Origin of the sequence: Paraburkholderia sabiae (genome assembly GCF_030412785.1) — a bacterium.
In the GTDB taxonomy this organism is placed as follows: Bacteria; Pseudomonadota; Gammaproteobacteria; order Burkholderiales; family Burkholderiaceae; genus Paraburkholderia; species Paraburkholderia sabiae.
Map to the genome: position 1 here is coordinate 385,003 of NZ_CP125297.1, position 24,660 is coordinate 409,662.

At 60.3% G+C, this 24,660-nt stretch carries 25 protein-coding genes and 2 pseudogenes; 15 read left to right on the plus strand and 12 right to left on the minus strand.

The window, feature by feature from the left end; translation table 11 throughout:
• Together QEN71_RS41500 and otnC are read right to left on the minus strand one after the other, a co-directional pair.
• The gene (locus QEN71_RS41500; protein ID WP_201662044.1) at window positions 1-1,206 is read right to left on the minus strand and encodes an ATP-binding protein; all 1,206 of its coding nucleotides are present in this window, start codon (window positions 1,204-1,206) and stop codon (window positions 1-3) included.
• Window positions 1,207-1,247: 41 nt separating this feature from the next.
• On the minus strand, window positions 1,248-1,886 hold the full coding sequence (gene otnC, locus QEN71_RS41505; RefSeq protein WP_201662041.1) for a 3-oxo-tetronate 4-phosphate decarboxylase: 639 nt from the start codon (window positions 1,884-1,886) through the stop codon (window positions 1,248-1,250).
• Window positions 1,887-2,029: 143 nt separating this feature from the next.
• Here otnC and eno point away from each other — a divergent pair, with 143 nt between their 5' ends.
• The 4 genes from eno to QEN71_RS44915 all read left to right on the plus strand — a co-directional run bounded on the left by eno (window position 2,030) and on the right by QEN71_RS44915 (window position 5,466).
• Complete coding sequence (eno, locus tag QEN71_RS41510; protein WP_201662038.1) at window positions 2,030-3,316, plus strand: phosphopyruvate hydratase; 1,287 nt, start codon at window positions 2,030-2,032, stop codon at window positions 3,314-3,316.
• Window positions 3,317-3,395: 79 nt separating this feature from the next.
• Entirely contained in the window at window positions 3,396-4,169 is a 774-nt protein-coding gene (gene tpiA, locus QEN71_RS41515) for a triose-phosphate isomerase (RefSeq protein WP_201662035.1), read from the plus strand.
• 148 nt (window positions 4,170-4,317) lie between these two features.
• Window positions 4,318-4,713 (plus strand): hypothetical protein, encoded by a 396-nt coding sequence (locus QEN71_RS41520; protein ID WP_201662033.1) that lies wholly within the window; start codon window positions 4,318-4,320, stop codon window positions 4,711-4,713.
• Window positions 4,714-5,211: 498 nt separating this feature from the next.
• Window positions 5,212-5,466: a DUF4148 domain-containing protein gene (locus tag QEN71_RS44915; RefSeq protein ID WP_201662031.1), complete on the plus strand. Its 255-nt coding sequence runs from the start codon at window positions 5,212-5,214 to the stop codon at window positions 5,464-5,466.
• Between the two features lie 112 nt (window positions 5,467-5,578).
• On the opposite strand, the pseudogene QEN71_RS41525 reads toward QEN71_RS44915, so the two are convergent.
• The 6 genes and pseudogenes from QEN71_RS41525 to QEN71_RS41550 all read right to left on the minus strand — a co-directional run.
• Window positions 5,579-6,010, minus strand: a pseudogene (locus tag QEN71_RS41525) (IS66 family transposase); the annotation flags it as partial.
• A gap of 300 nt (window positions 6,011-6,310) precedes the next feature.
• The gene (locus QEN71_RS41530; RefSeq protein WP_201662029.1) at window positions 6,311-7,486 is read right to left on the minus strand and encodes a porin; all 1,176 of its coding nucleotides are present in this window, start codon (window positions 7,484-7,486) and stop codon (window positions 6,311-6,313) included.
• A 263-nt stretch (window positions 7,487-7,749) separates the two neighbouring features.
• A complete protein-coding gene (locus QEN71_RS41535; protein WP_201662027.1) occupies window positions 7,750-8,874 on the minus strand; it encodes a cupin domain-containing protein in 1,125 nt (374 codons plus the stop codon).
• A 123-nt stretch (window positions 8,875-8,997) separates the two neighbouring features.
• A complete protein-coding gene (locus QEN71_RS41540; protein ID WP_201662025.1) occupies window positions 8,998-10,131 on the minus strand; it encodes an aminotransferase class V-fold PLP-dependent enzyme in 1,134 nt (377 codons plus the stop codon).
• 3 nt (window positions 10,132-10,134) lie between these two features.
• Window positions 10,135-11,427: an MFS transporter gene (locus QEN71_RS41545; protein ID WP_201662023.1), complete on the minus strand. Its 1,293-nt coding sequence runs from the start codon at window positions 11,425-11,427 to the stop codon at window positions 10,135-10,137.
• Window positions 11,428-11,460: 33 nt separating this feature from the next.
• Window positions 11,461-12,849 (minus strand): M20 family metallopeptidase, encoded by a 1,389-nt coding sequence (locus tag QEN71_RS41550; RefSeq protein ID WP_201662021.1) that lies wholly within the window; start codon window positions 12,847-12,849, stop codon window positions 11,461-11,463.
• A gap of 122 nt (window positions 12,850-12,971) precedes the next feature.
• Here QEN71_RS41550 and QEN71_RS41555 point away from each other — a divergent pair, with 122 nt between their 5' ends.
• Entirely contained in the window at window positions 12,972-13,895 is a 924-nt protein-coding gene (locus QEN71_RS41555; protein ID WP_201662018.1) for a LysR family transcriptional regulator, read from the plus strand.
• Window positions 13,896-14,272: 377 nt separating this feature from the next.
• On the opposite strand, the gene QEN71_RS41560 is transcribed toward QEN71_RS41555, so the two are convergent.
• The 3 genes and pseudogenes from QEN71_RS41560 to QEN71_RS41570 form a co-directional block, all read right to left on the minus strand.
• Window positions 14,273-14,581, minus strand: coding sequence for a hypothetical protein (locus QEN71_RS41560; protein ID WP_201662017.1), 309 nt, complete (start codon window positions 14,579-14,581; stop codon window positions 14,273-14,275).
• A 200-nt stretch (window positions 14,582-14,781) separates the two neighbouring features.
• The gene (locus tag QEN71_RS44720; RefSeq protein WP_233472188.1) at window positions 14,782-14,943 is read right to left on the minus strand and encodes a hypothetical protein; all 162 of its coding nucleotides are present in this window, start codon (window positions 14,941-14,943) and stop codon (window positions 14,782-14,784) included.
• A pseudogene (locus QEN71_RS41570) lies at window positions 14,943-16,156 on the minus strand (NRAMP family divalent metal transporter). Before QEN71_RS41570 ends, QEN71_RS44720 begins: the two are co-directional and overlap by 1 nt.
• 660 nt (window positions 16,157-16,816) lie before the next feature.
• Between QEN71_RS41570 and QEN71_RS41575 the strand changes: the two are divergent.
• Genes QEN71_RS41575 through QEN71_RS41585 form a run of 3 tightly spaced genes read left to right on the plus strand, consistent with a single transcriptional unit; the run spans window position 16,817 to window position 20,048 of the window.
• The gene (locus QEN71_RS41575; protein ID WP_201662015.1) at window positions 16,817-17,737 is read left to right on the plus strand and encodes an alpha/beta fold hydrolase; all 921 of its coding nucleotides are present in this window, start codon (window positions 16,817-16,819) and stop codon (window positions 17,735-17,737) included.
• Window positions 17,734-19,149 (plus strand): hypothetical protein, encoded by a 1,416-nt coding sequence (locus QEN71_RS41580; RefSeq protein WP_201662013.1) that lies wholly within the window; start codon window positions 17,734-17,736, stop codon window positions 19,147-19,149. The genes QEN71_RS41575 and QEN71_RS41580 overlap by 4 nt, the downstream gene beginning before the upstream one ends.
• Window positions 19,146-20,048: an alpha/beta hydrolase gene (locus tag QEN71_RS41585; RefSeq protein WP_201662011.1), complete on the plus strand. Its 903-nt coding sequence runs from the start codon at window positions 19,146-19,148 to the stop codon at window positions 20,046-20,048. The genes QEN71_RS41580 and QEN71_RS41585 overlap by 4 nt, the downstream gene beginning before the upstream one ends.
• Window positions 20,049-20,137: 89 nt before the next feature.
• Here QEN71_RS41585 and QEN71_RS41590 read toward each other — a convergent pair whose 3' ends face one another.
• Entirely contained in the window at window positions 20,138-20,797 is a 660-nt protein-coding gene (locus tag QEN71_RS41590; protein WP_201662010.1) for a response regulator receiver protein, read from the minus strand.
• Window positions 20,798-21,230: 433 nt separating this feature from the next.
• Between QEN71_RS41590 and QEN71_RS41595 the strand changes: the two genes are divergently transcribed.
• The 7 genes from QEN71_RS41595 (at window position 21,231) to QEN71_RS41625 (ending at window position 24,336) form a co-directional block, all read left to right on the plus strand.
• Window positions 21,231-21,539, plus strand: coding sequence for a hypothetical protein (locus tag QEN71_RS41595; RefSeq protein WP_201662008.1), 309 nt, complete (start codon window positions 21,231-21,233; stop codon window positions 21,537-21,539).
• Window positions 21,540-21,565: 26 nt separating this feature from the next.
• Window positions 21,566-21,868: a hypothetical protein gene (locus tag QEN71_RS41600; protein ID WP_201662006.1), complete on the plus strand. Its 303-nt coding sequence runs from the start codon at window positions 21,566-21,568 to the stop codon at window positions 21,866-21,868.
• Between the two features lie 283 nt (window positions 21,869-22,151).
• A complete protein-coding gene (locus QEN71_RS41605) occupies window positions 22,152-22,304 on the plus strand; it encodes a hypothetical protein (RefSeq protein ID WP_201662003.1) in 153 nt (50 codons plus the stop codon).
• A gap of 172 nt (window positions 22,305-22,476) precedes the next feature.
• Entirely contained in the window at window positions 22,477-22,887 is a 411-nt protein-coding gene (locus QEN71_RS41610; RefSeq protein ID WP_233472187.1) for a DUF4304 domain-containing protein, read from the plus strand.
• A 121-nt stretch (window positions 22,888-23,008) separates the two neighbouring features.
• On the plus strand, window positions 23,009-23,290 hold the full coding sequence (locus tag QEN71_RS41615) for a DUF7660 family protein (protein ID WP_201662000.1): 282 nt from the start codon (window positions 23,009-23,011) through the stop codon (window positions 23,288-23,290).
• 158 nt (window positions 23,291-23,448) lie between these two features.
• Complete coding sequence (locus QEN71_RS41620; RefSeq protein ID WP_201661997.1) at window positions 23,449-23,805, plus strand: hypothetical protein; 357 nt, start codon at window positions 23,449-23,451, stop codon at window positions 23,803-23,805.
• 240 nt (window positions 23,806-24,045) lie between these two features.
• A complete protein-coding gene (locus QEN71_RS41625; protein ID WP_201662890.1) occupies window positions 24,046-24,336 on the plus strand; it encodes a hypothetical protein in 291 nt (96 codons plus the stop codon).
• Window positions 24,337-24,660: the final 324 nt, after the last annotated feature.

A 24,660-nucleotide genomic window follows, 5' to 3' on the forward strand; every position in this document is an offset into this window, starting at 1 on the left:
TCAGTCGTCAAGCGCAATGTGATGCTGGATGATGCTGCGGACCAACGCTGCATCTTCTGCGCTAATCTTCGAATAGATGGTCGGGCCAGCCGCAGTCTCGGGGTTGCCAGTGCGCAGCATCAGTTCGGTCCAGTCGAGCAGTCTCCGGGTCGAAAATGCACTCGCCAGATCTTCGCGGATGAAAGCCTCGCGACACTCCGCTGCGATCGACGCCAGCGTCTGTGCCATTTCGGGCGAGATGCGTCCAGAGAAAGTGCGCTCCAGCACGCGCGCTTCGTCTTCCCGCGACAGATAGTCGATGTGATAAACGCGCCACCGGTCCAGAAAAGCCTCGTTCATCAGGTTCGCGCCCTGATAGAGATGGCGGTACTGGCCCATCGAGCCCACCGCATTCGCGGTAGCGAACAGACGAAAGGACGGATGGGGCGCGACGATCTCGTTACCTTTTTCCTTCAGCAGTAGACGTCCACCCGGCTCAAGTACGGCCGTGAGGACCGCGAGAATGGCCGGCTCGGCAAAATCGACTTCATCGACGATGAGCCACAGACCTTCGCGCATTGCGGTCGGCAAAACGCCGTCAACCCAGATCGTCTCTCCACCCTTTACCGTCCAGAAGCCGACAAAGTCGCCTACCGTCGTCTGGCCGTTCATGTTGGAACGAAGCACGCCCTGGTTCGTGTGCGCGGCAACCTGTTCGATGAGGCTGGTTTTTCCTGTGCCGGTATGGCCGATCAGCATGATCCGGCGATTTTCGAGAATGTCGAACAGCACATTTTCTGAACGCGCAGCGAACAGGTAAGCCGGATTCACAGGTGGCACCAGTGGACCGGACGCGCCGAGCGGCATCGGTACTCCACCAACAATTGCCGTCCCAGCAGATAAAGGGGCGGTCGCGCGATCAGAGGGCGTCGATGCTCGCAGGTCCTTCATGAAGGTCGCGCGATGAGCGGGCTCCTTCTTGGGCATGTCCGTCTCGTGCCGCACGAAGCCTTCGCGGCGCCACTTCTGCAATTTGGATTCAAGGTTGTCAAGGTCGACCACCGTATCAATATGCATTTCGCCGCTGGAGCGACGATGCGCAATGCGATACATGTGTGGTCGATCGGAGCGGCTTACGCTCCACTGGCCGGCGGTGACATCTGTCGGATGATCATAGATGCCGAGCAGCGACTGGTCGTGAACCTGTTTTTCCGTGGGTTCGTTCATGGCTTCGTACGAATGCTAGGCGGAAAGCTGCCGCGTCGAACTTACCAACGCGCGCCAAAAGTGTTTCGGAGCTCTTCGATGGCTTCATCGGGCAGCGCTTCTGACGATCGACCAAGCGACATCCAGAGTGCTGCCGTCTCCTCGAGTTCCTCGAGTGCGAATGATGCCTGCGATACCGACTTTTCCCATACTACCGGACCGAGCCGCTCCAGCAGGACAGCCCGTACTTTCGGGGCCCAACCCGCCACCTCTGCTGCGACCTCAGGCGCACCCGGACGTCGATACCGGATGAGCGGCACGTGACCGACTTTCATCACATAGTAAGGCGTAATCGGAGGGAGTACGTCGTCCGTGCGCCATACCCCTGCCAACGTAAGCGCAACCAGATTTGTTGAGTGCGTATGAACGACGCCTCGTGTTTCGGGTGAACCTTCGTAGATCTTGCGGTGGAGTGCGAGTGTCTTCGATGGGCGACCGCCCGACACGTGCTGTCCGTCAACGCTAACTTTTGCAATGTCGTTCGGGTCAAGCCTCCCCAGGCACGCGTCGGTGGGCGTGATAAGCCATCCGTCATCCAGGCGCGCACTGATGTTCCCCGCGCTGCCGACGGTGTACCTGCGGTCATAAAGGCTGGCGCCTACCGTGCAGATTTCCTCGCGAATTCGCGATTCGAGTTCCATCTAACTTCTCCTCAGGCGGTTGTGTACCCAGGCCGTCGCGACCCGGGCCAGTTCTGATTAGAGATTGTACTACGTTGCAAATAAATACAATATGGGCCAAAATCCTCCTGTGACGTTTCAACCCACTTCTCACTGGCAGGCTTATGAGCGCAATTGTTGATGTAGTTGGTCGCGAGATTCTCGATTCGCGAGGCAATCCCACCGTCGAATGCGACGTGCTGCTCGAATCGGGCACGATGGGCCGCGCGGCTGTGCCGTCGGGCGCGTCGACGGGCTCGCGTGAAGCGATCGAACTGCGTGACGGCGAAGCCGGCCGCTACAGCGGCAAGGGCGTGCTGAAGGCTGTCGAGCACATCAACACCGAAATCTCCGAAGCGATCATGGGCCTCGACGCTTCCGAGCAGGCTTTCCTCGACAAGACGCTGCTCGAACTCGACGGCACCGACAACAAGTCGCGCCTTGGCGCGAACGCGATGCTGGCCGTGTCGATGGCCGTCGCGAAGGCTGCCGCTGAAGAAGCCGGCCTGCCGCTGTACCGCTACTTCGGCGGCTCGGGCGCGATGCAGTTGCCCGTCCCGATGATGAACATCGTCAACGGCGGCGCGCACGCGAACAACAGCCTGGACATCCAGGAGTTCATGATCGTCCCCGTCAGCCAGCCGACCTTCCGCGAAGCACTGCGCTGCGGCGCCGAAGTGTTCCACGCGCTGAAGAAGATCCTGTCGGATCGCGGCATGAGCACGGCAGTCGGCGACGAAGGCGGCTTCGCGCCGAACTTCGGCAGCAACGACGAGTGCCTGTCGACCATCCTGCAAGCGATCGAAAAGGCAGGCTACCGCGCCGGTGAAGACGTGCTGCTCGCACTCGACTGCGCAGCCAGCGAGTTCTATCACGATGGCAAGTACCAGCTCGCCGGCGAAGGCCTGCAACTGTCGTCGGCGGAATTCGCGGACTACCTCGCGACGCTCGCCGACAAGTTCCCGATCGTCTCGATCGAAGACGGCATGCACGAAAGCGACTGGGAAGGCTGGAAGATTCTGACCGACAAGCTCGGCAAGAAGATCCAGCTGGTCGGCGACGACCTGTTCGTGACGAACACGCGCATCCTGAAGGAAGGCATCGAAAAGGGCATCGCGAATTCGATCCTGATCAAGATCAACCAGATCGGCACGCTGACGGAAACCTTCGCGGCGATCGAAATGGCCAAGCGTGCGGGCTACACGGCTGTGATCTCGCACCGCTCGGGCGAAACGGAAGACTCGACGATCGCGGACATCGCGGTCGGCCTGAACGCCGGTCAGATCAAGACGGGTTCGCTCTCGCGCAGCGACCGTATCTCGAAGTACAACCAGCTGCTGCGTATCGAGGAAGATCTCGGCGAAATCGCCAGCTACCCGGGCAAGTCGGCGTTCTACAACGTTAGCAGGTGAGACCGGGCGGAGTATTTGCGTCGCCAGTATCAGCGTCATGCGGCATGACGGCGATTGACGATCAGGATGAGGTAACAGGATGAGAAAGCAGATTGTATTGGGCAACTGGAAGATGAACGGGACACTCGCGTTCAATGACCGTTTGCTCAATGAGCTAACGGGCGGCGTGAGCGCTAGTGGCGAACATTGCGAAGTTGCGGTGTGCGTACCGTTCCTCTACGTTCCGCAAGTTCGCAATGCCCTTGCGGGATCAACAGTGCGGTGGGGCGTCCAGGATATCTCCGCGCACGCTGAGGGCGCGTACACCGGCGAGATCTCATCGAGGATGGCATCCGAGTTTAATGCCGCCTATGCGCTGGTGGGCCACTCTGAAAGGCGCACCTACCATCGCGAAACATCGGAGGCTGTCGGAACAAAAGCTCTGCGGTGTATCGAGACAGGGATCACCCCTGTCGTATGCGTCGGCGAAACGCTGACCGAGCGGGAGCTTGGCGAAACCAACAGCATCGTCGAGCGTCAGTTGTCGGCGGTGCTGAACAGCCTTACGGAAGAGCAGGCTTCACGCATCGTCGTGGCTTATGAACCGGTGTGGGCCATCGGTACCGGGCGCAGCGCGAGCGCAGATCAGGCACAGGAGGTTCATTCGTTCCTTCGTCAGGTGCTCGACACGTCGTCGTCGACACTATCTGAGGTCTCGATTCTCTATGGCGGCAGCGTGAAGGCATCGACCGCGCGCGAACTTTTCAACCAACCCGATATTGACGGGGTATTGGTTGGTGGAGCTTCGCTCGATGCTACGGAGTTCGTGAAGATCGTTGCCTCTGTGCCTCAGCGACTGACGAATATGCATTGAGCGTGTGGTCTCGATGCGCACACAACGGACGTGCCGGAAGCACTGCCATCGGGTCGGGCCATGAAGCAGAGCGTTTTAAAAAATGCCTCGAAGCAAGCGTAAAGCGCGGTCCCCAAAGCAACCGCGACGTGTCGCGGTACCCAAGCAGATGCTGTTACCCCTGCCAGGCGACTACGTTCGTGAGCTGTCGTTGGCTGGTCATCTGACGCTTGCCGCATGTTGCAACGGGGACGGGACGCGCCACCTGTTATATGAAATGGTGCGCGTCACCTACATGTCGTTTTTCATGTGGAAGGCCGGCTATGGAGCTGCCGATTATCGGTTCTACTGTGATGCAGAGAAAGCCCTGGATCAGCTCGCTTGCCGTGCAGAGCAAGGACCCGGATGGGAACCCGATGACGAGGCTGTCGGAACCCTTGAGCGCGTCATGCAGATCTACGATGACCAGATCGGATCGGTTTCGTGTAGGGCCTTTACTGAGTGCAAGTCAAAGCTTGACCGGCTGATTCGCGTGCGCATACCGGAAAAATATCCGGATGAGTAGGCCATCTGAAATTGAATGAGGTCAGGTCGCAGGCGCACGCGAATTCCATTGCGCCGTTCCGGGAAAGCCGGGAAACCGCATTGAGCCGATTATCGATGATTAAGGGGATCGCAAAGTGAAGAGTGAACATCTCAAGCCGACAGAATCCATGCAGGGCAAGTCCGGGAGCGAAAAAAGGGCATGCGCGGACCGCACCATGACTTCGCCTTACGCGCAATTGCTTGTGGTTCCGACGCTCACCCTCGTCTCGGACGTTTATGATCGGCCCGACATCCGATCTGTCGCAATCCTTGGCTATAACTAGTCATGGCCTCTATCGATTCGACGGAGTGCGAATCAGTTTTATATAGACGACACCGCGAGTGCTGATTTCTTGAAGACTGACCTATAATAAGGGTATTCCCTGATTTGTGATTCAGGGTGTCGCCGAAGGATCCGTGCACGCTATGTATGGGTTCGTGAGCGACGGCGTTTTTTAATTCCCATGGGCGGTCCAAAATGAACACACTGCGCTGTAGCCTTATTGTCATTTCATGCTTCGCCTCGGCGACCGCGTTTGCGCAGTCTGTAACACGCGCCCAGGTTCAGGAAGAATTGCGGCAGGTTGAGGAGGCAGGCTTCAGTCCGACTGATGGCTCCAACTATCCCGCGAACTTGCGCAAGGCGGAACGCAAGGTGGCTGAAGCTAACAGGACAAGAACGTCCGTCGGCGGCAGCAATCCGGGATCCTCGGACGCTGGTGTCTCGAAATAGAACCGACCGGCGCCAATCCGGCGCGCTGGCTCCCGCCACACGAATGACCGTAAGCGCGCGATTTCGCACACCGAGGTTGGAAGCGTGCGCGAAGGTAGATGTGTCTGGCAGATCAAGCTCGAGGAGCGAGGGTGAGCTTTGCGAAGTTGAACGGCAAGAGATCAGTCACGTCGGCGTCCGATGCGCGCTTCGGCAATTCGCTAAGGACGTGCACGAGATAGGCGCAGGGTTCGACGTTGCAGCGTGTATGAGAACGCTTTGCCCAGCAGAGTTTCTGGCAGGACCTGCGGCGCCTGTTCGTCCAGCCACTCTCTGAGCGCTTCAAGTAGTGGCACGCTGTACTGACGCAGCCAGTGCGTATATTCACGCGCGAGGCGCCTTCGAGCAGATCAGCTTTGGCGAACGCCTCGACCCGCTACAGCGCCTTGAAGTATTCCAGCGCCTGCGCAGCACGGCCGCCCGGTTTCATCACGCCCTTGAGCGCGTCGACGAAGCCTCGGCGCGCATGAGCCAGGCAACCCAGATGGGTGGGACCTTTGAGCGTGCTAGACACGCCAAGCCTCTAGCGAGCGTTCTGAGCGAAATCCTGCTTCCTTAATTCCCTGGTCGAGTCCATAACCATCAATGCTGTGTTCGTGCCGAATTGAAGATGAGCGCGTCCTCGGCACCAAATGGCCTGTCGGCCTCTGTCAAAACCGCCAACCGCCGTGCGCCGCACGGTACACAATCGAAGCGGGTCACTGTTGGGCCTCATTATCGGCTTTCTAATGACGCAAACATTGCTCACAAAAAACACGTGGAATTGTATTGTATGCGCGCTTCACCTTTCAGTTTGCACCTGTTTTCAGAACTTGTGTCGAATCCCGAGTTGAACGAAAGTCTGCCGGTTCGTCGATGATGCCGTCAACGCGTTGAGCGTGGCGCGCGCCGCGTAGCCCGATGAGTCCGTGCCGCCTGCAAACTGCGTGCTGCTGATGACATACACGTCCGTACGCTTCGAGAGGTAATAGTCGAGCGACAGCGAGATCGTGTTGTATTCGGAACTGCCGATCGTGCCTGCTCCAGAGCCGTGTGTGTAACTGTAGACGAGTTCGCTCGCCAGAGTCGGCGTCCAGAACCAGGTGAAATTGAATTCGCCCGTATTGAATCGGGCAGTGCCTGTCAGTCTGAGCGGATTCGCGCCAGACGACGTATCGCCAAGATCCTTGAATTGCACGTTGCTGTACACGAGACCGAAGGTCGCCGGACCGAGCTTGTAGTTGCCAGCCGCGGCGACGGCCTGGTAGGAGTGCGCCGATGCATACCCGCTGTAGACCGGGCTTGCCGCCATATTGTTCAGATTGGCGCCGGCGACGTTCGTGGGCGTCGACGTAAAGTACGACTGGTTCGGGTTGCGCACGTTCATGAAGGCGGCCCCTGCCGAAAAATTGCCATAGTCGTAGCCCGCGCCGACGGACCAGATCTGATTGCGTGCGAAATCGCCCGCCTGCCCGCCAAAGCCGTAGACACCGCCTACGGTGAAGCCGCCGAAGCTGGGACTCGTATACTTCACCGAGTTGTTCACGCGCTTGCTGTTGTTGAGGTTGTCGAGATCGCCCGGATGCGCGGTGGTGCCGCCGCCATAGTTCGCCGAATTCATGCGGGATTCGACGAAAGTCACGAGCGAATCGTATTGACGTCCCACGCTCAATGTGCCGTATTTGTCGCTCGACAGTCCCATATATGCCTGGCGCCCGAACAGGAGGCCGCCCTGCAGCGCGGAGCCTTTACCGAGGTCGAAGCCGTTCTCGAGCTGGAAGATGGCCGACAGTCCGCCGCCCAGATCCTGGACGCCCCTGAAGCCCCACCGCGAACCTTGCATGATGCCGCTCGAACCACCGAATACGCGCCCTCCGCCAGCATTGCTCTGATAGTTCACGCCATAGTCGATGAGTCCGTAAAGCGTGACGGAGCTGTTATTCGCGTGCGCGACGCCGCAAGCGGCGAGAAATGCGACTGCCGATATTGTCTTGATCTTCATTGGCATGACGAAATAATGGTTTGATGGGAAATCTTTCGTGGACGGAGCGCACGGATCGTCGACTCCTCTGGTCAGATTACCCACACGAAAAAGCGCTTGTATTCGCAATCTATCAAGCTGGGTTTGCGAGAAACGCAAGGCTTCTTTTGTCGTTCGCAAACAGACAAATGCGCGATGCCTGAACGGGCATCGCGCTTTGTCAAATCAGCGGCGACGTGCTGCCCGTAAAGAGCAAGACGGCAGCTTCCGTCATTAGTGGAGGATCATGAAAGTGAGAAGTTGGCGGGCAAGGTCACTTCGAGCAATTCCAGATCCGCGCTGCAATGCTTGAACGCGTAGGGAAGCATGCCCGGGATCGCGATGCTGTCATCTGTTGAAAGACGCCATTGCTGATCGCCTTGCAGGACTTCGAGACTTCCCGCGAGCACGAAGAAGAAGCAGAACTCGGTGTCGTGAATACGCAAAGCTTCGTGTCCGTCACCCTGTGGGCGAACCACGCGCACGCCCGCAAGTCCGTTCGTCGCCGCGCCGATGCCCGTGTCCGTCGCAATGAAACCCGGCGATTTCCACGCTTTCCACTGCGCATGTTTTGTGACATGCCGAACGAAGCGCTGACCGTTGAAGTCGTGGTCGGGATCATAGACAGGCGAAGGCAGCGCCATGTCGTGATCGGCCATCGTGATGTGCTCGGCCGGACTACCGAGTTCGATCACCTCCGCGCCTGCCGAACTTTCCAGCACGCGATGACGGATCTCGGGCGGCTGAAGCACGCAATCGCCCGCTTCCAGAATGAACGGGTCGCCTTGCCCCTCGTAGACAAGACGCACCCAGCCTTTGCGGCAGAAGATGGTCTGAAAGCGGATCTTGTGAAAGTGCACGTAATCGGGTACAGGACCGCCTTCGAGAATGCGGATATGCGATGCGATGAACGCACCGCCGTGCCGCTCGGGCAGCAGATCGCGATAACGCATGCCCGCGCGTCCGACGCTCCAGTGCGTGTCGTCGTTTGCGCGTGCGAGCACGAACTGCTGGCACGTCGGCGGAAGCACCATCGGTGGATTGGCATGAACGAGCCGAACGACGACGCCGTTCGGCGCGATCAGCTCGCGCGTGTCGCCGGACAATTGCGAGGGATCGTCGCAGATGATGTCCAGCGTCTTGATGCCGTCACGTATGTCGAGTCCGAGCCGCAGCTTCAAACCGTCGCGGGAAAGGATCGCGGTGCGTGGGCTGTCCGCAGGGAAGATTGCATCGAGCCGGAACGCCAGGCGCGCGATGAAGAACTGCATCGTGGCGGGAAGGTCGGTGCAGGGCATGGACACGAGTATGCCTTGCACGCCTTCGATCGCTGCGTCAACGGGAGTGGAAGTATCGGAAGTGGAGTTCATGGGGATTCGTATCGGTGATGAAAGGGCGGCGATGGCGCGGCATGGTCGCGCGAACCGGCGGCCCCGTCAGCACGCAGGCGATTCCCATGCGCCGTGGCGCGCGCGAGAAGATAGCGGCGGCGATCATCGCGGCAGACATTGCGCGAGTCTGTCGAGTCCGGCATGCGTCGTGCAAATACCCGGCGACAGGCGCAGCGTGCGGCCGCGCGAATCGACGAAGATGCCTGCGTCCTTCAGTTGCACGACAATCTTCGCGGCGTCGAGATGGGCGGGGACTTCGGCCATGATGCTCGCTCCGCGTTCATCGTCGGCGCGTGGGGAGAGGAGGCGATAGCCTTTGTCGTCGACGAGTGCGACGAGTTCGTGACACAGCGCGAGGTTGTGCGCCCGCACGCTGCCCGCTGGCTGCCCTCGCATCCACGTCATGCCCGGTTGCGACGCGACGAAAGGCAGCACGGAAGGTGTGCCCGTGTCGAAGCGGCGCGCATCGGACGCATACGTGAAGGCATCGATGTTCCAGTTGAACGGATCCTCCTGACTGAACCAGCCGCGCACGGCAGGCGTCGCGCCCGCTTCGAGCGCATGCGGTGCGAGATAGCCCAGGCCCGTGCCCGGGGCGCCGCACAGCCATTTGAGGGTAGAGCCGCAGACGAAGTCGAAGGGCGTGTCGTTCAGGTCGAACGGCAGGATGCCGATGCCTTGCGTCACATCGAGCGCGGCAAGGCTGCCGCGACGGCGCGCCTGTTCGCACATCGCGGCAAGATTCACGCGCTTCGACGTCAGCGACGACACCCACGTCACGAGGGCCAGCGCGACATCGCCGGTCCATGCCTCGATGAAGTCTTCGTCGCGCACGTAGCTTTCACCCGTGCGCACGGGCACGGTGCGCAGCGTGAAGCCGCGTCGCTGCGCGAGGCCCGACAGCAGGAAATGCAGGCTCGGGAAGCAATCGGCGGCGACCAGCACGGTGCGATTGCGCAGCACATCGTCAGCGAGGCCGTCGAGGTAACGGGCGAACGCATCGGTCACGTTTTGCGCGCCAAACACGTTCGCGGTAGGCGCGCCGATCAGCGCCGCCCAGTCCGAGAGCAGTTGGGTGCGCGCGGCAAGCGCTGCGTCCCAGCGCGTGTCGTCGGGCGCGCACCACGTGGCGGCGAATTTCGCGAGCGCGTGCGACATTGCTTCGCGGTGGCCGGGATACACGCCGACCGAGTGATACATCAGCCAGCCGCTGAAATCATTGGTGAGATCGTTCATGGGTCAGATGTGCTTGACGAGCCTGTAGTGATAGATCGCGACGCATGCGAGGCTCAGCGCCGCGCACGCCATCAGATAGAAAGCGGGCGACAGCGGATTGTGAGTCGCGCCGATCATCGCGGTCACGAGCCACGGCGTGAATCCGCCGAACACCATGACGCCGATGTTGTAGCTGAATCCGAGACCCGTGCTGCGCACGCTGGTCGGAAAGAGCGACGAAAGCACGGCGGCAAGCGGACCGAAGTAGATCGCTTTGAGCGCACCGGCGAGCACCATGATCGCCATGAGCACGGAGAACGACGGGCTCGAAAGCAGCCATGCGAAACACGGATAGATCGTGACGAGCGTCACGACGGCCGAGATCACCATCATGCGGCTGCGTCCAAAGCGATCCGCGAGATGGCCCATCAGCGGCGTGAAAATCATCAGGATCGCGCCGGTTACGACCGTCGCGGCGAAACCCGTCGATGCCGGCAGGTGCAGTTGCCTGACTGCGTACGTCGGCATGTAGAGGATCATCAGGTAGCTCGCGGCTGTCGACACCGCCATGACGCCTGCCGCCAGCAGAATGCGGCCCTTGTTGTGTGCGAGGAGTTCGCGCACGGGGGCGTTACGCTTTGCGCTGTGGGCGGAATCGGGCAACGTGTCGTCGATGTGCCTGCGGATATAAAGCCCGACGGGCGCGACCAGCAGACCGAAAACAAAAGGCGCGCGCCATCCCCACGATTCGATCTGTTCCGGCGACAACTGCGTGCTGAGCGCGAGCCCCGCAAACGACGCGAGAACGGTGCTCAGGCCCTGGCTGGAGAATTGCCAGCTCGCGAGAAAGGCCTTGCGTTTGCTCTTCTGTTCGATCATGAGCGCGGTGCCGCTGCCAAATTCGCCGCCCGTTGAGAAGGAGATGAGAATGCGCGCCGCCATCAGGCTGACAGGCGCAGCAAGTCCGATCTGCGCATAAGTGGGAATGACCGCGCAGACGAGCGTGCCGATCGTCGTCAACGCAAGCGACGCGAGCAGCGCCGCTTTGCGGCCGCTGCGGTCCGCATATCGTCCCAGCAACAGCGCGCCCAGCGGCCGGAACACGTAAGAGAGGCCAAAGGTGCCGAACGTCATCAGCAAGGAGACGGTTTCGTCATGCGCGGGAAAAAACAGTTTCGACAGCGTGACGGCGAAAAATCCATACGCCGCGAAGTCGAACCATTCGAGCGCGTTGCCGATGCTCGTCGCGACGATCAGGCGCCGCATGGGTTTCGCGTCGGGGCGGCGCACGTCATCGTCGATTACAGTCGAATTCATGGTGTGTGCTCCGTGCAATGAGTCGGGAAGGATTCAGCTGTTGTGCGGCGCGCCTGGCTCGCCCAGGTCCCAGAAGACACCCGTCATCAGTTGCAGCGCTTCGCGGATGACGGGTGCGAGCACGTGCTCGTCGGGCGCATGCTGACGGCAGCCGGGATAGGAATGCGGAATCCAGATCGTCGGCAGGCTGAGCGTGTCGGCGAAACATTCGTTCGGAATCGTGCCGCCCAGGTTCGGTAGCAGCGTCACGGGCTTGCCCGTCGATGCCTCGATCGAACGCTCGGTGAAGGCGACCCAGGGGTTGTCGGGATCGAGCCTCGTAGCGGCGCCCGACGCCTCGATGGTCACTTCGATTCCGTCGAAGCCTTCGCGTGCGAGATGCGCTTCGATCAGCTCTTTCGCGCGATGCCAGTCGGTGCCCACGACGAAACGCAACTGGCATACGGCTTCCGCCGCGCGCGGAATCGCGCTGACGGGATTGGCTACGTTACCCGATTGCATCGCAAGCACTTCGAGTGTGTTCCATGCGAACACGCGTTCGGCGGGCGTGAGACCCGGTTCGCCCCAGTTCGGCGACAAAGGCGGATCACCCTCATCCGCGCCGATTGGCAGATGCGCGACGCGCTCGCGCACTTGCGGCGGAATCGCGGGGGGAAGGAGACCGTTGATACGGATACGCCCGTGGCCGTCGACGAGACTCGCCAGCGCGTTCGCGAGCACCGTCGCCGGATTGGCGAGCACGCCGCCCCAGTTGCCTGAATGACGTGCGCCGAATGCATTGGCGAGCGTCAGACGGAAATGCAGCGCGCCGCGCGAGCCGAGAAATACCGTCGGCGAGGCCGCGCGCTGGCGCGGACCATCGGAGGCGATCAGCAGGTCGGCTCGCAGGCGTTCGCGCAGCATCGAGCAAACGGCGTCGAGTCCCGGCGATCCGACTTCCTCGCCCATCTCGAAGATGATCTTCGCGTTGAAGCCGAGTTCGCCGCGTTGCGCGAAGACAGTTGCGAGCGCCGCGAGATTGATCGAATGCTGCGCCTTGTTGTCCGCGATGCCGCGGCCATACCAGTGTTCGCCCTCGACTTTCACCTGCCACGGCGAGCGCGCGTTTGACCAGTTGGAAGCGTCGCCGCCGATGACATCGCCGTGTCCGTACAGGAGCACAGTCGGCAAGTCCGTTGACTCGATGCGCTCTCCGATCAGAAACGGGGGCATGCCCTTCACAGGGTTTTCCACTATCTCGCACGTGAAGCCGAGCGATGTCAGCTGGCTGTCTATTTCTTCCGACAGGTAGCGGCGCAAGAGCGGTGCGGCGTCTGCGCGCTGACTTTCAGTCGCGAGCGCGACTCGGCGGCTCAAGGTTTCAAGGAAGGCGCCGCTGTCGAAGTGCGCGAGAACCTGGGCGATTGCGCTTTGTCGGGTCATATAGGTTGCGTAATGGTCGATCGGTTGCAATCAGATTAACCGCGTGAACGCTTGTTGGTATTCGCAATCAAACAAGGTACATTTGCGTATAAATCAAACCTCGGTTGTTCCCAGAGTCGAAGATGCGCAAACTGCTCGAGCCGTCTCTCTACTATTTCTCGGTTGTCGCGCAGGCCGGCTCGTTGTCGTCGGCGACGGAAAAGCTGGGCCTCACCGTTTCGGCGTTGAGCCGCCATATCGCGAAGCTGGAAGGCGACATCGGCGTGCCGCTCTTCGAGCGTCACGCGCGCGGGATGGTGCTCTCGCATGCGGGGCGTTTGTTGCTGCGTCATGCGCAACGCACGCAATCTGACGCACAGGCTGTCGTAGATGAAATCCAGGGCGAGGAGCGCAGGCGCGCGCGAACCATCACGATCGCATGCACGGAAGGATTTGCGTTCGACTTCCTGCCCGTGTCGCTGAGCACTTTCTGTCGCGACCATCCGGATATCGCGATTGAACTGGAGGTGGTGTCGTCGGAACGCGCGAGCCAACTGTTGCTGTCGGGGCAAGCGTCAATCGCGCTTGCGTTCAGCTTTAAGCCGGAGCCGGGTGTCGTCGTGCAGTTCACGCAAAGAGCCCCAGTCATGGCGTTGATGCATCTCGATCATCCGCTCGCGGGCAAGACGCAGATTTCACTCCGGGATCTTGGCGGATACCCCGTCGTGCTACAGGACAAAGGCACGACCAACCGGCAGTTGTTCGATATCGCATGCAATGTCGAAGGCATCGATATCGTGCCGATGATGACGAGCCGCTACGTCGCATCGCTGTATCGTTTCGCTCAGGCAGTGCCTCAGGCGATCATGCCCTCGGGCTACGTGTCCGTTGCGAAGCGGATGGGCATCGACGGCCTCACGGCGATCCCGTTCGACAACCCGCTGCTGACGCAGCGCCGGCTTCAGGTGATTACGCTGGCTGGACGTCAGCTGGATGAACTGGCACAGAGTTGCCTTAGCTGGATCGTTGCAGATCTGGAGGAAACCTCGCGCGGTTCGGCGGTTTGACGTTTCCTCACTTTAGAGATGAACGAGTGCAGCCATTCATTTCAATTTGACATAAAGCGAATTAGCAACGTCGCGCGATTATGATAAGTAGTACGTAGCATATTATAGGTTATCCGAAAGCGATTTAAGACGGCAGATTCCATACAACAGTCATCGCGGCAGCCTGTCCCGACAAAATGAGGCGGCAGAGCATGACGCCTTCCATGACCGACACGGTCCAGGTCGGGACGATGGCAATCGAACTCAACGCACCGAGCGCGGCCGCGTCGTCCTTGGCAACGATTACACGGAAGCCACGTCTTCAACGAGCCATTCGGGATGGTCCGTTGGCGCTGACTTCTGTCGCTGCGCGTTCGCGCGCCGTCGCAACTCCTGCGTCACTGGCGTCGGAGGGCAGCTTCATCGCACACCAGGCGCGGATGTCTCGGATCAGACAGGTCAATCTGGTTCCACGAGATCCGCTGACGGTGTGAGCGAGCCCTGCGCTCCATTGCTTCGCGCAACAGGCCCGGTAGCAGACCTATGGCGAGGCGCTCAAGCAATGCGCCCGGCCCGATGTGAAATTCACTGACCAGCCAGGCGTCGCGGTCGCGCACGATCTTGATTGCCTCTATGCGGCCGAGTGTTACGCCCTCTCGAGTCAGCACTCGCTGGCCGACGAGGAGATCGATATTGATCTGCGTCATCAACGCGATCCAGGAATGCGCTCGACGACATGCTCACGCAGCCAGCGCTGGCAGCTGCCAAGCGGTGTATCACGCGCGTCCACATCCACCTCGATGTCGATCTCCATGCGGCCGATCCGGCTCCAGGCAATCCGGTACGGTTCGGCGCAATGTGTGCCGCCCATCCTGCCGGCGAGCCGGGCGATCCAACGTCCCGCTTTCTATCCAATCCGCCGCGCCATTGCTACCGAACCCGTCTCAACCGCAATCAATTCCGGTGGGCGTCCCGGTCGCAACTCGGCGACGATGCCGTCGACCCGTCCCATCTTCGCACCATGTCGATCGACCAGCTGTTTGTCCAGCACATCCCGAACGAGATCCATTACGTGCCTCCGAAAATCTGAAGTGGCACTGTGACGATCGCCAGCACGAAGCTGAGCACGACGATGGCGACGACCGCAGCATTGGAAAACGCACCGTTGCGGCGATGCCCGACATAGCGCTCATCGTTCATCAACGACAGGAACGGGATCACGGTGAGCGGCAGGCTCATGGCCGTGAGCGCCATGGACAATACGGTGAGCTTGAGCGGATCGATGCCCGCCGCGATCGGTATCGCGCTGATCGCGAGTGCGCACGTGTAGACGAGGCTGAATGCGGGATCGTCGCGCGGCTTGCGGTTTTCGCCCCAGTTCCAGCCGAAGCCCTGAGCAAAGAAATACGCCTGCTCAAGCGCGATCTCCAGCGTGGCGCCGAAGCATGCGAAGGCGAGCGAGGCGATGAACAGTACAAACCCCCAGGAACCGAGGACGACGACGAGCATCAGCGGCAACCGGTGATAGTTGTCGACGTGCGTGATGCCATGAGCGGGAAACACGCATCCACCGACAACGAGGACGGCCGCCGAAATGGTGCCGCCAAACGCCATACCGAGGCTGGCGATCGCGCGATTCGCGCCGAGGTATCCCCGGTCCCAGTGATCCTCTATGGCACCGGACGAATAGAAGAGGAACAGGTGATCGAGGCGCCGAGGATGCTCACCACCGTGAACCAGTAGTTTGCCGGATCTTTATGCGGCAAGCTGGGCAGGGCGCTCAACGCGACCTGGTGCCAGTCGGGCCTGAGCATGACTGCTGCGGCGACAAAGCTCAACGTGACGAGGCCGAGCAATGACATGCCTTTTTCGATCAGCCCAAAAGTGCCGCGCCACAGTACGAGCCATGCAAGCACCGCAACGGGCAATGCCCACCACTGGTGCTTTACCCCGCTGGCCAGTTCAAGGGCAACACTGACGCCTCCGATCTCCGAAGACAGGACCAGTGCATTGACGATGACCGTCACTACGAAGGGGAAAAGGAAGAACTTGATACCGAACCGGTCCCTGATGCCGTCGGCGATCGTGTGGCCGCTCACTGCGGCGAATCGTCCTGACATCTCAGTCAGAAAGACGATGCATAGCGTCCCAAGGACGATTGGCCAGATGAGCTGGAAACGGAACGCGGCGCCTGCCTGAGCGGCCGTTGAGAGCGACCCCATCTCAAGGAAGCCACCGACGCTTGTGACGACGCCAAGGGAGATCTCGAGCAGCTTTTTCATCTGTTCCCACCGTGGACAGCAAAGGCCCAGCATCGATTGTGCCCGCGACGCATCTGTTCGACCGCCCGCTCATCCGTCGAGGTGGATTGTCCTGTGCGAGCATTCGCCCGGACTAAAGGCTACGCCTGACGGAACGGGCGACGTTGCTGATCATGAACAACCGACCACCCTGCACAACGGACACGCAGTTGGACGCGACTTCTACCGCGCGGGTCATGCCGGGCAAGGCACAGTCGCATGAACGATGTACCGCGCTGGTCACGCTCTGGCGGATCGCGAACTGCTCGTACGGAAAAACGACTGCAAGAACAATCATTCGATCGTCTGCTGGTGGGTTGCGTGTCACGCGGTCCGGGCTGACAGGCGCACGTGCTCGACGATCGCTCGGGCGCGCGACCATGGCGAACATCTCGAAATTACAGTGCTGGGACTGGAGTGGTCGCCAGGCCGTACCAGGTAGGGCCAAAGCTCTTGCGCGTAGCAGGCCATTTCCGCCACTTTGGCGGGCAGCCCGCCTGTAGCGGCTCATTCCAAAAGGGGTACGGGGGTGCGGTGAACGCAAAAAAACCCTGCGGGACGGCATGGCGCATGCTTCCAATTTCCGTAAAGCGCCGCCGCCGCTGATGCGGGACCGCGTCAGCGCCGTCGCAAAGAGACACAATGAAACTTTTTGCCCTGATTCTGGCCGTCAGTTTGGGATTGGGTTGCACCGCGTCGTGGCTGGCGATCACATGGCGCCGGCTCAAGACAACACCCGCATTGACAGATGCCAGCCGCGCGGCAGCCATCGACGGCACCTATACGGACGTCGGCGACTGCCGCATGTTTCATCGGGTCCATGCGGGACCAGCGATCGCGCAGCAGAACCTACCGGTCGTGCTGGTGCACGGTCTGGTGATTTCGAGCCGCTACATGGAGCCGCTTGCAAGCGCGCTCGGCCGGCAATTTCGGGTGCTCGCGCCGGACCTGCCGGGCTTCGGCGAAAGCCGCTTTATCGGCGGCGATAAAGCACGCACGCTGACGCTCGCGCAGCTCGCCGATGCGCTGCATGACTGGCTCGCGGCGCTCGGCATCGACAGGGCGGCGTTCGTCGGCAATTCGTTCGGTTGTGAGATTCTCGCCCTGCTCGCGTGCCGCCACCCGGAAGTCGTCGACCGGCTTGTGCTGCAAGGGCCAACCACCGATCCGGCAGCGCGCACGCTCGTCGCGCAGGCCTGGCGTGATCTCGTCAACGGCCGGCGCGAGCGGGCGCGGTCGCCCGCCGCCACAGGGCGCATCGACTACGCTAAAGCAGGCCTGGGCCGCGCGTTTGCGACGATGCAGATATTGATCCGCGACAGGATTGAAGAGCGGCTGCCGCACGTCATGGCGCCGACGCTGGTTGTAGGAGGCACGCGTGACCCCGTCGCACCCCCTGAATGGGCGGCGCGGGTCGCGCGGCTTCTGCCACATGGGTCATTGGCCATGATCGATAGAGGCACGCACACATTGAACTACGTCTATCCGTACACATTCGCGCAGGCAATCGCTCCGTTTCTCGCGGCGGCCGCGCGCACATCTGAAGTCGTCGCTACACCATGAGCAAGGCGCCGCCCGGCATTGCACGTTTTGACTCGGCGGCCGGCATGGCGCAGGCGCTGGCCGCGACGCTGCACGGTGAGCCATTCGTCAGCCCCAGCCAGTCGCAGTGGCAGGACGGGTTGATGACGACCGTCAACTGGTTGCCCCGTCGTACAAGGGAGCGGTGCTACACCATAGGCGGGATGCTTGAGGGCATCAGCGCACGCCAGGCACGCACCCTGAACATTGAGTGCATCGCCGAATGGCTGGCGGGTCTTTATCCCCAACGGCAGTACGATGCGGCGATGATCGGCTCATCGAATGGCGCACTCGTTCATCTCGCAGCCGCGATGCGGATTCCCTGGCTGCCGCAGACATTCCTGTGTCCTGTGCGCGCGCCGTTCAGTGATCCCGACGACGCCAGCCGTGGTTTCGACGAAGGCCGCCCGATCATCGATGGGTTTCTCGCGGCCGACGAGCGCATTGCCGTCCATCAGATGCAGGACCCGAACCAGGACAGGTTGATGTTGCATTCGATGCGTTATTTCCGCCTGAAGCTTCTCTCTCTGACGCTTGCCTATCGCGAATTTCTGCTGCGCAACCTGCGGCCCGGCGGGACGCTGTACGTGAACGTCTGCACGCGATCCTGGCCTGTCACCCGCATCGGCCCGCGCGCCGTCTATCAGTTCGGCGCGACAGGCGGTGCGACGGAAGACGAGTATTTGCGCGGCGGCCCGTCGGTGCGGGCATACCTCGCACGGTACGGCATTGCGCGCACACGCTGGGATCCGCCCGAACCCAATGACATCGCGCCCGAAGCAGAGTGGGGCTTCGAAGAAACACTGACGCGCGACCTCGAATCGCTGGCGGTGCAAATGCAATGGCGAATCGTCGAGCTCCGCTATACGGAACCCGAGTGTCTGAGCTTCGTGACGGCGGCAGTGTATCGCGACTGGTATCGCGACGCGGGCATCATTGCGCGCAGGCTCGTGGTCGATTCGTTCCTGCTGATGGAGCCACTGACGACCATGCGTTTGCATGCGCTGCCTTTCTGGCTGCTGTTCTGCGTCGAACCTTCTGCGCGGGCGCTCGAACGCTATCTGCAGATGCAGCAGCACGCATTTGATGAAATCGACCTGATGCTTTTCTCGCACGGCGTGGAAAGCATCGGCCTTGCGCCCATCGCGCACTGGCGTGCGCTGCTCGACAAGGCGCAACGGGCGGGCCGCTTCGTCGGCGTCGATATAACCCGTTATCCGCGCGACTTCGCGACCTTTGCGCGTTTCGGGCGCGAGCTTACGCGGCGCGAACCGCAGTTCGCCATCCCGCCGCCGTTGACGTGCGCGCGCCTGGAAACGCTTTTGCGGCAGCATGGCGCGGCCTGGCAGGTGAGTTGCACCGAGCACGTGCCGACGCAAGGCGCAACAGCATGAGCACAGCGGTGTGGGTCGTTTTGCTGTCGCTGCTCGTCGTCGGTCTTATCGGCTATGCGTCAGTCGTCGCGCTGCTGTTCTGGCTACAGGGGCGCCTCGTCTATCCCCTTGAACGGGTGCGAGGCCTGCCGCGCAACAGTGCAGCCGATCGGTTCGAGCCCGTCACGGTGCGCACCGCGGACGGTCTCGTGCTGACGGGTCGATACGCGCCCGCAAGCCAGACGGATGCATACACCGTCGTGCTGTTCCATGGCAATGGAGAAGATCTGTCGCAACGCGCGCGGATTGCACACGACCTGCTCGCGGCCGGTCACGGCGTGTATCTTGCCGAATATCGCGGCTATGGCGGTGCGCCCGGACGGCCGTCCGAAGCGGGCCTGTACGCGGACGGCCGCGCGGCGCTCAATTTTGTCACAGCGCGCACGCACCGAGTCGCCGTACATGGTTTTTCGCTGGGAACAGGTGTCGCGGTCCGTATGGCTTCCGAGTACCAAACGCTCGCCGCGCTGATTCTGGAGGCGCCGTTCACAAGCATCGCCGACATTGCGAGAGCGCGCTTTCCGTTGTTTGCGTTTCGCTGCATGGTACGGGACCGATATGACAACCTCTCGACAATAGGCCACGTACGCGCGCCGGTGCTGGTATGCGGCGGCCTTCGGGACCCGGTCATTCCGCCTGAGCATTTCACGCGGCTTTATTCGGCTGTGCGCTCGGCGCGCCGGCTCGCCCTGTTTGAAGGCGCAGGGCACGTTGACGTCTGGGAAATGGGCGCCCGCGAGCACGTATTGCGTTTCCTCGAGGAACTTCGCAGGACAGGCGCACTTGCTGGAAGCGAAGTCGGCTGCCCCGCATGGTCGGTGGATGAACACGTTCAGCGCTCGTGCCGTAGTCTTGATTGACCATTGACGATTGGATCAAACCCGTTGAAGCCGTAGAAGCGGAACGGGGCGTCGAGGCGCTTTTGCGGCGTTGCGGGGCGGTCAACCGCTCAGGCGACACGCAGGGATACACTGGAAGCTGGCAGAGGCACAGCCGTCGGAGCCGACATGGTGGTCTTGCGATCCATCAGCATCGCAACCGTTCTGTCGATATCGCCGATTGCCTCAAGCAATGCGTGGAGGACAAGTGGTTTGGCGACGACCCGATCTACTTTCCCGCTGAAGTTGTCTGCTTCTGGGTGCACCAGCGCGATAATGTGGGGCTTGTCGGAAGAGCCGTCGAAGCTCTCAACAAACCACCGCGCCGCGGTGTCCGAATGCCACGGCACATCCACAATGACAAGCTGTCCGCCGGATGCATCCGCGAAGTCGAAAGCATCAAAACCCGATGCCTTCGGTCTGCCATATCCTTTCACGGCTAAAAGAACCGCGAGAGATTCACGGATGGCCTTGTCCGGTCCAACAACTAACAGCTGGCCAACGCGCAGAGGCGATGGTTCGAGCGCGTGGACGGCCGCGGCCCTGAATTGCCATTCAAACTGCAACCACCGCGTCCTGGAGAGATCGTAATGGCGCTGCGCCTTTGATAGCGCAGCGAGGGTGGCAGTGGGATCGTCCGTGAGTCTCTGCAGATCACGGGTTGCGCTTTCCAATGCGGCGCACGCAACGTCGAACCCCAGCGTGTCCGTTGCAACCGGCATCGAATCCATGCTGACACTCCCGAGTCGTTTGGACGTCGATCGGTAAGAATATCCGGCATCAAATAATGCTCCCCGGATGGGAAGCTGTATATAGCGGGCTATTACTCACTCGAACCTAGCCGCATGGCGACAGGCTACATGGCTGACGAGACGGCCCCGTGTCGTGCCGGGAATTCCCCACCGTGACAAAATGGCCATGCCGCTGCGTGCGCGGATGGACAATGCCGCCACAGTAGTTACTCATCGGCCGTTGCGCAGTTAGTCCGAAAGAGCAACGCTCGCCGTTCTACGGAACTTCCGCATCGGGCCGACCGTCCGACGCCGTCGGGCCGGGTGCGGCCAGTTCCGGTCACTCGACACCCCGGGTACATCGTTCACAATCCGCAGGACTCACCCACCTCCGAGTTGCCGGGAGGCGGGCTCACTTCGCAGGAAATGCAGAATGTCACTCCAGTTGACGGACCGATTGCGGGAAAACCTCGAATGGCTCGCTTCGAATTGGGAAGCACAACAGCTTCAAAATATTTCCACTTTCAATAGCGAATTCCATGCTGCTCTGCGTTCAGTGCTTGCCGGTAACGTAAGCCACCCTGAGCTTGAGCTTTTGATCGACGGAACCCGAGGCAAAGCGGCCGACGGCTATGCCCATCTGCTTGTTGTCGATTCGGAACGCGTCGCGGAGGAGCCATTCATTGCCTTTCGCATTCTTGGTGAAATCTCGACAGACCTCGCTTGTGCTATCCGCGCTTGAGCTTATTACAAACGCGGAGACTTCCGATGATTGAACCATTTGGTCTCAGGCTCATGTTCGAGTGGGGCGGTGGTTGTATTTGGGCGGGAGACGACACAACTCGCAGCACATACGGAGTTGGTCCGATTGAGGACTCGCTGCCGCTAGCTGACGAGACGCGTAGAAAGCTTGCGGAAATGACTGCGTGGCATGACCTATCACTTAACTGGGAATACCCTCCAGACCCGGGACCATGGGACGCGCATGAGTACGAGCGCTTTGAAGCGTCGGCGGCGGCGATGCGTGATGATCTTCAACAGGAGCTCGGCGACCGCTTCGCTATCGTCTAGGAGAGATTGGGAGTTTATGAGGGAAGCGCCGAGAATCAATAGCCCGGCGGCCTCGGTCAACGGAAGGCCCGCCTCCCCGCGAATGGCCGCTTCTGGAAGCACCACGGTCCCTTGTGGGGGTCGCCTATGCCCTTTGCATGAAAGGCCTCGCCTGCGACGATCACCATGCTTGGTCGTCGGGCGCTAGCCGGGTCAGGAGCCGTCGGTCGACGCCGACGCCTAGATCGTGGACAATTTCCGTATTCGTCTCTTGATGAGCGAGTGGTGAGGTAAGGGAAAGCCCATGGGATACAAGTTGGCCGATGATGAACTGGAACTGCACCGGCGAGTGGACGAAGTTCTGTTTTATGTTTGGGACCCGATTGGCGTCGCAAACAGCCCGGCGGCACGCGACGAATATTACGGGTACCTGCCTATCGTTTTCTCAATGCTGTAGGGTGAGGGAGCGAATGCGTCGATAATCGCGGTATACCTCGACAGCATCGCGAGCGAGCAAATGGGTCTGCGTGCGAATCCTGAACATTCCAGCCGCGTCGCCCAATTACTGTTCGACTGGAAAACCGAAGTCCGAACATGACTTTACTGACTCATTCTGACTGGACACACCGATGAGCCGTGACGAAATGAACCACGCGTTGAAAGTGCGCTTTGTTCCCGCGCTCCGTCAGCTAGGGTTCAAAGGTTCGCTGCCTCACTTTCGACGGCAGCGAGAAAGTCGAATCGATCTGTTGACGGTGCAGTTCGACCGACACGGGGGAGGTTTCGTCGTGGAGCTATCTCAATGCGGTATAGAGGGAATCACCACCTATTGGGGCAAATTCATATCGGCGGGCAAGGTCACGGCGCACGATTTGCATCCAGTCAGCGTCATAGACTTGGGTCGCCGGGACCGGATGCTGACAACTGGTTTAGATTCGACGACGGCACTTCGCCGATGGCAGTTGCGGACTCGCTATGCGCTCACATCGACGAGGCTGAGCGTTGGTGGGCTACTCGCTAAAGTCGCCTTTTCGGCGTAAGCGACTGCTAGGTCGGCTGCTGTCAAGGGCCTGCGACGATCTTCGGCCAGGAGCGGCCAGTCGACGGCGTCGCCAGGATAGCTGACAATCGGAGCAACTGAATTCATGTCGACGGTGAAAGATGAGAGGCACCCAAAAAGGAGAGGATCCCAGCGGCTTGCGCGAGGCGTTAGCTCGGGTGGTCGATGAACGGTCCTTTGTTGATTTTCTGCATGCGCTTGCATGCGACTGGTCCGTCGCGCCTAGCCCGTCAGACTGGGAAAATGGATCGATTGGTGCGTTCCTCGATGCTGCTGCTGCGTGGGCCGAAGCGTCCAAGAATGGACTCCGGTTTTACGATGTCCCAACGAATCCCTGGCGCCGTGTCGCCGACATGCTCATCGCCGGCAAGGAATACGAGTAGGCAACACGGAGCTGCCGTTCGCGGCCAGGAGCGGTCGTTCGACATACCTGCGCGAATCATCCACAATCAGGTGAAAAACCTTCGTTGCGACGGAAAACAGGCGGATGGAACCTTGCAGGATCCAATATACGGTTGGTAACCTTTGCCATTGGGCAGGCATGGGCGACTATGTGTTGATGCCGCCCGATCGCAGCTATGAGATCACACTGCAACATGAAGGCGAACCTCCGCATGGAGATTCATTTCACGTTGTTGAGATCGCGGGGCGCCCGTTTCCCGGATATGCATGGGGCAGCATGTTCGCAATATCCGAATGCTCGAACTTCATTGCCTTCAGTTGGATGGAACAGAAATTCGAAAGGCTGACGACGGTTGTCGACGTGAGGCATTCCAGATACTTCGTTTTGCCGCGATATATCTACCATCCGCGTATCGAATGGCCCTCAATTCTAGATGCAACGCACGAACAAGAAGGGTGCGCGTTCGAAGGCACGGAGATTTGGACAAAATATTGACGATGCAAAGCATGATCACCTGTCCAAGCGCTCGTTCGTGAGACCGCCAAACGAACCTCGCGACTGTCCGTTAACGAGAGAGCTGGAGGTTTCTTATGGGTCGACGGTTGCCCAGCGCATCGTCGAGCACCGACACGATCGGCGTCGGGCACGACGCGGCCAAGAACGGCCACTCGACGGCTCGCGTGAAATCGTCAACAATTCGTGTAACGAAAGAAATGGCCGGAAGGACGGAATTGGATGACGAGGGAGTTAGGCTACCTTCATGAGGTTTGGTATTGCCCGGACGGGCGTGGCAACTATCTTCCTGCATGCATCCCGCATGGGCCGGACGGAGACGCCGCTCGGAGCCTCAACGAGCCAGGCAGTGAATGGGTATGGACGTTCTGGGCATCGTCACATATTGAGGCGATGAACATTTACTACGAGTTCGTCGGCTACGGAAAATACAGCGCCGGTTACGACGACGATCTGCTTCCCTATTCGCAAGCTATGTATGAACGCCAAGCCACGTGCGGAAAGCACGAGTGACCATTGTCCTCGGTCGTGCGCCGCAGTGCGGCCAATAGGAGCCATTCGACGCGATGACATGAATCGCTGGCAATACCTCCATTCGTCTTTACCGAAGGAAGTCTCGTGATGTTCGACGAAGCGGTTCTGTCAGCGTCGCGCCGAGCTACCGGTTGTATCCCATCACGACCGAGTCGCAGCAGATCGATTCGGCTATGAGCGCTTACGGTGTGCGGGCGGCTTGATTCGCCGCGATGCATCCGTTAGCCGCTGACCCTACGCGAAAGCACCCGGTATGCATTACCGGATATACGGAATCATACGTAGAATTTTCGCGCCATTTAA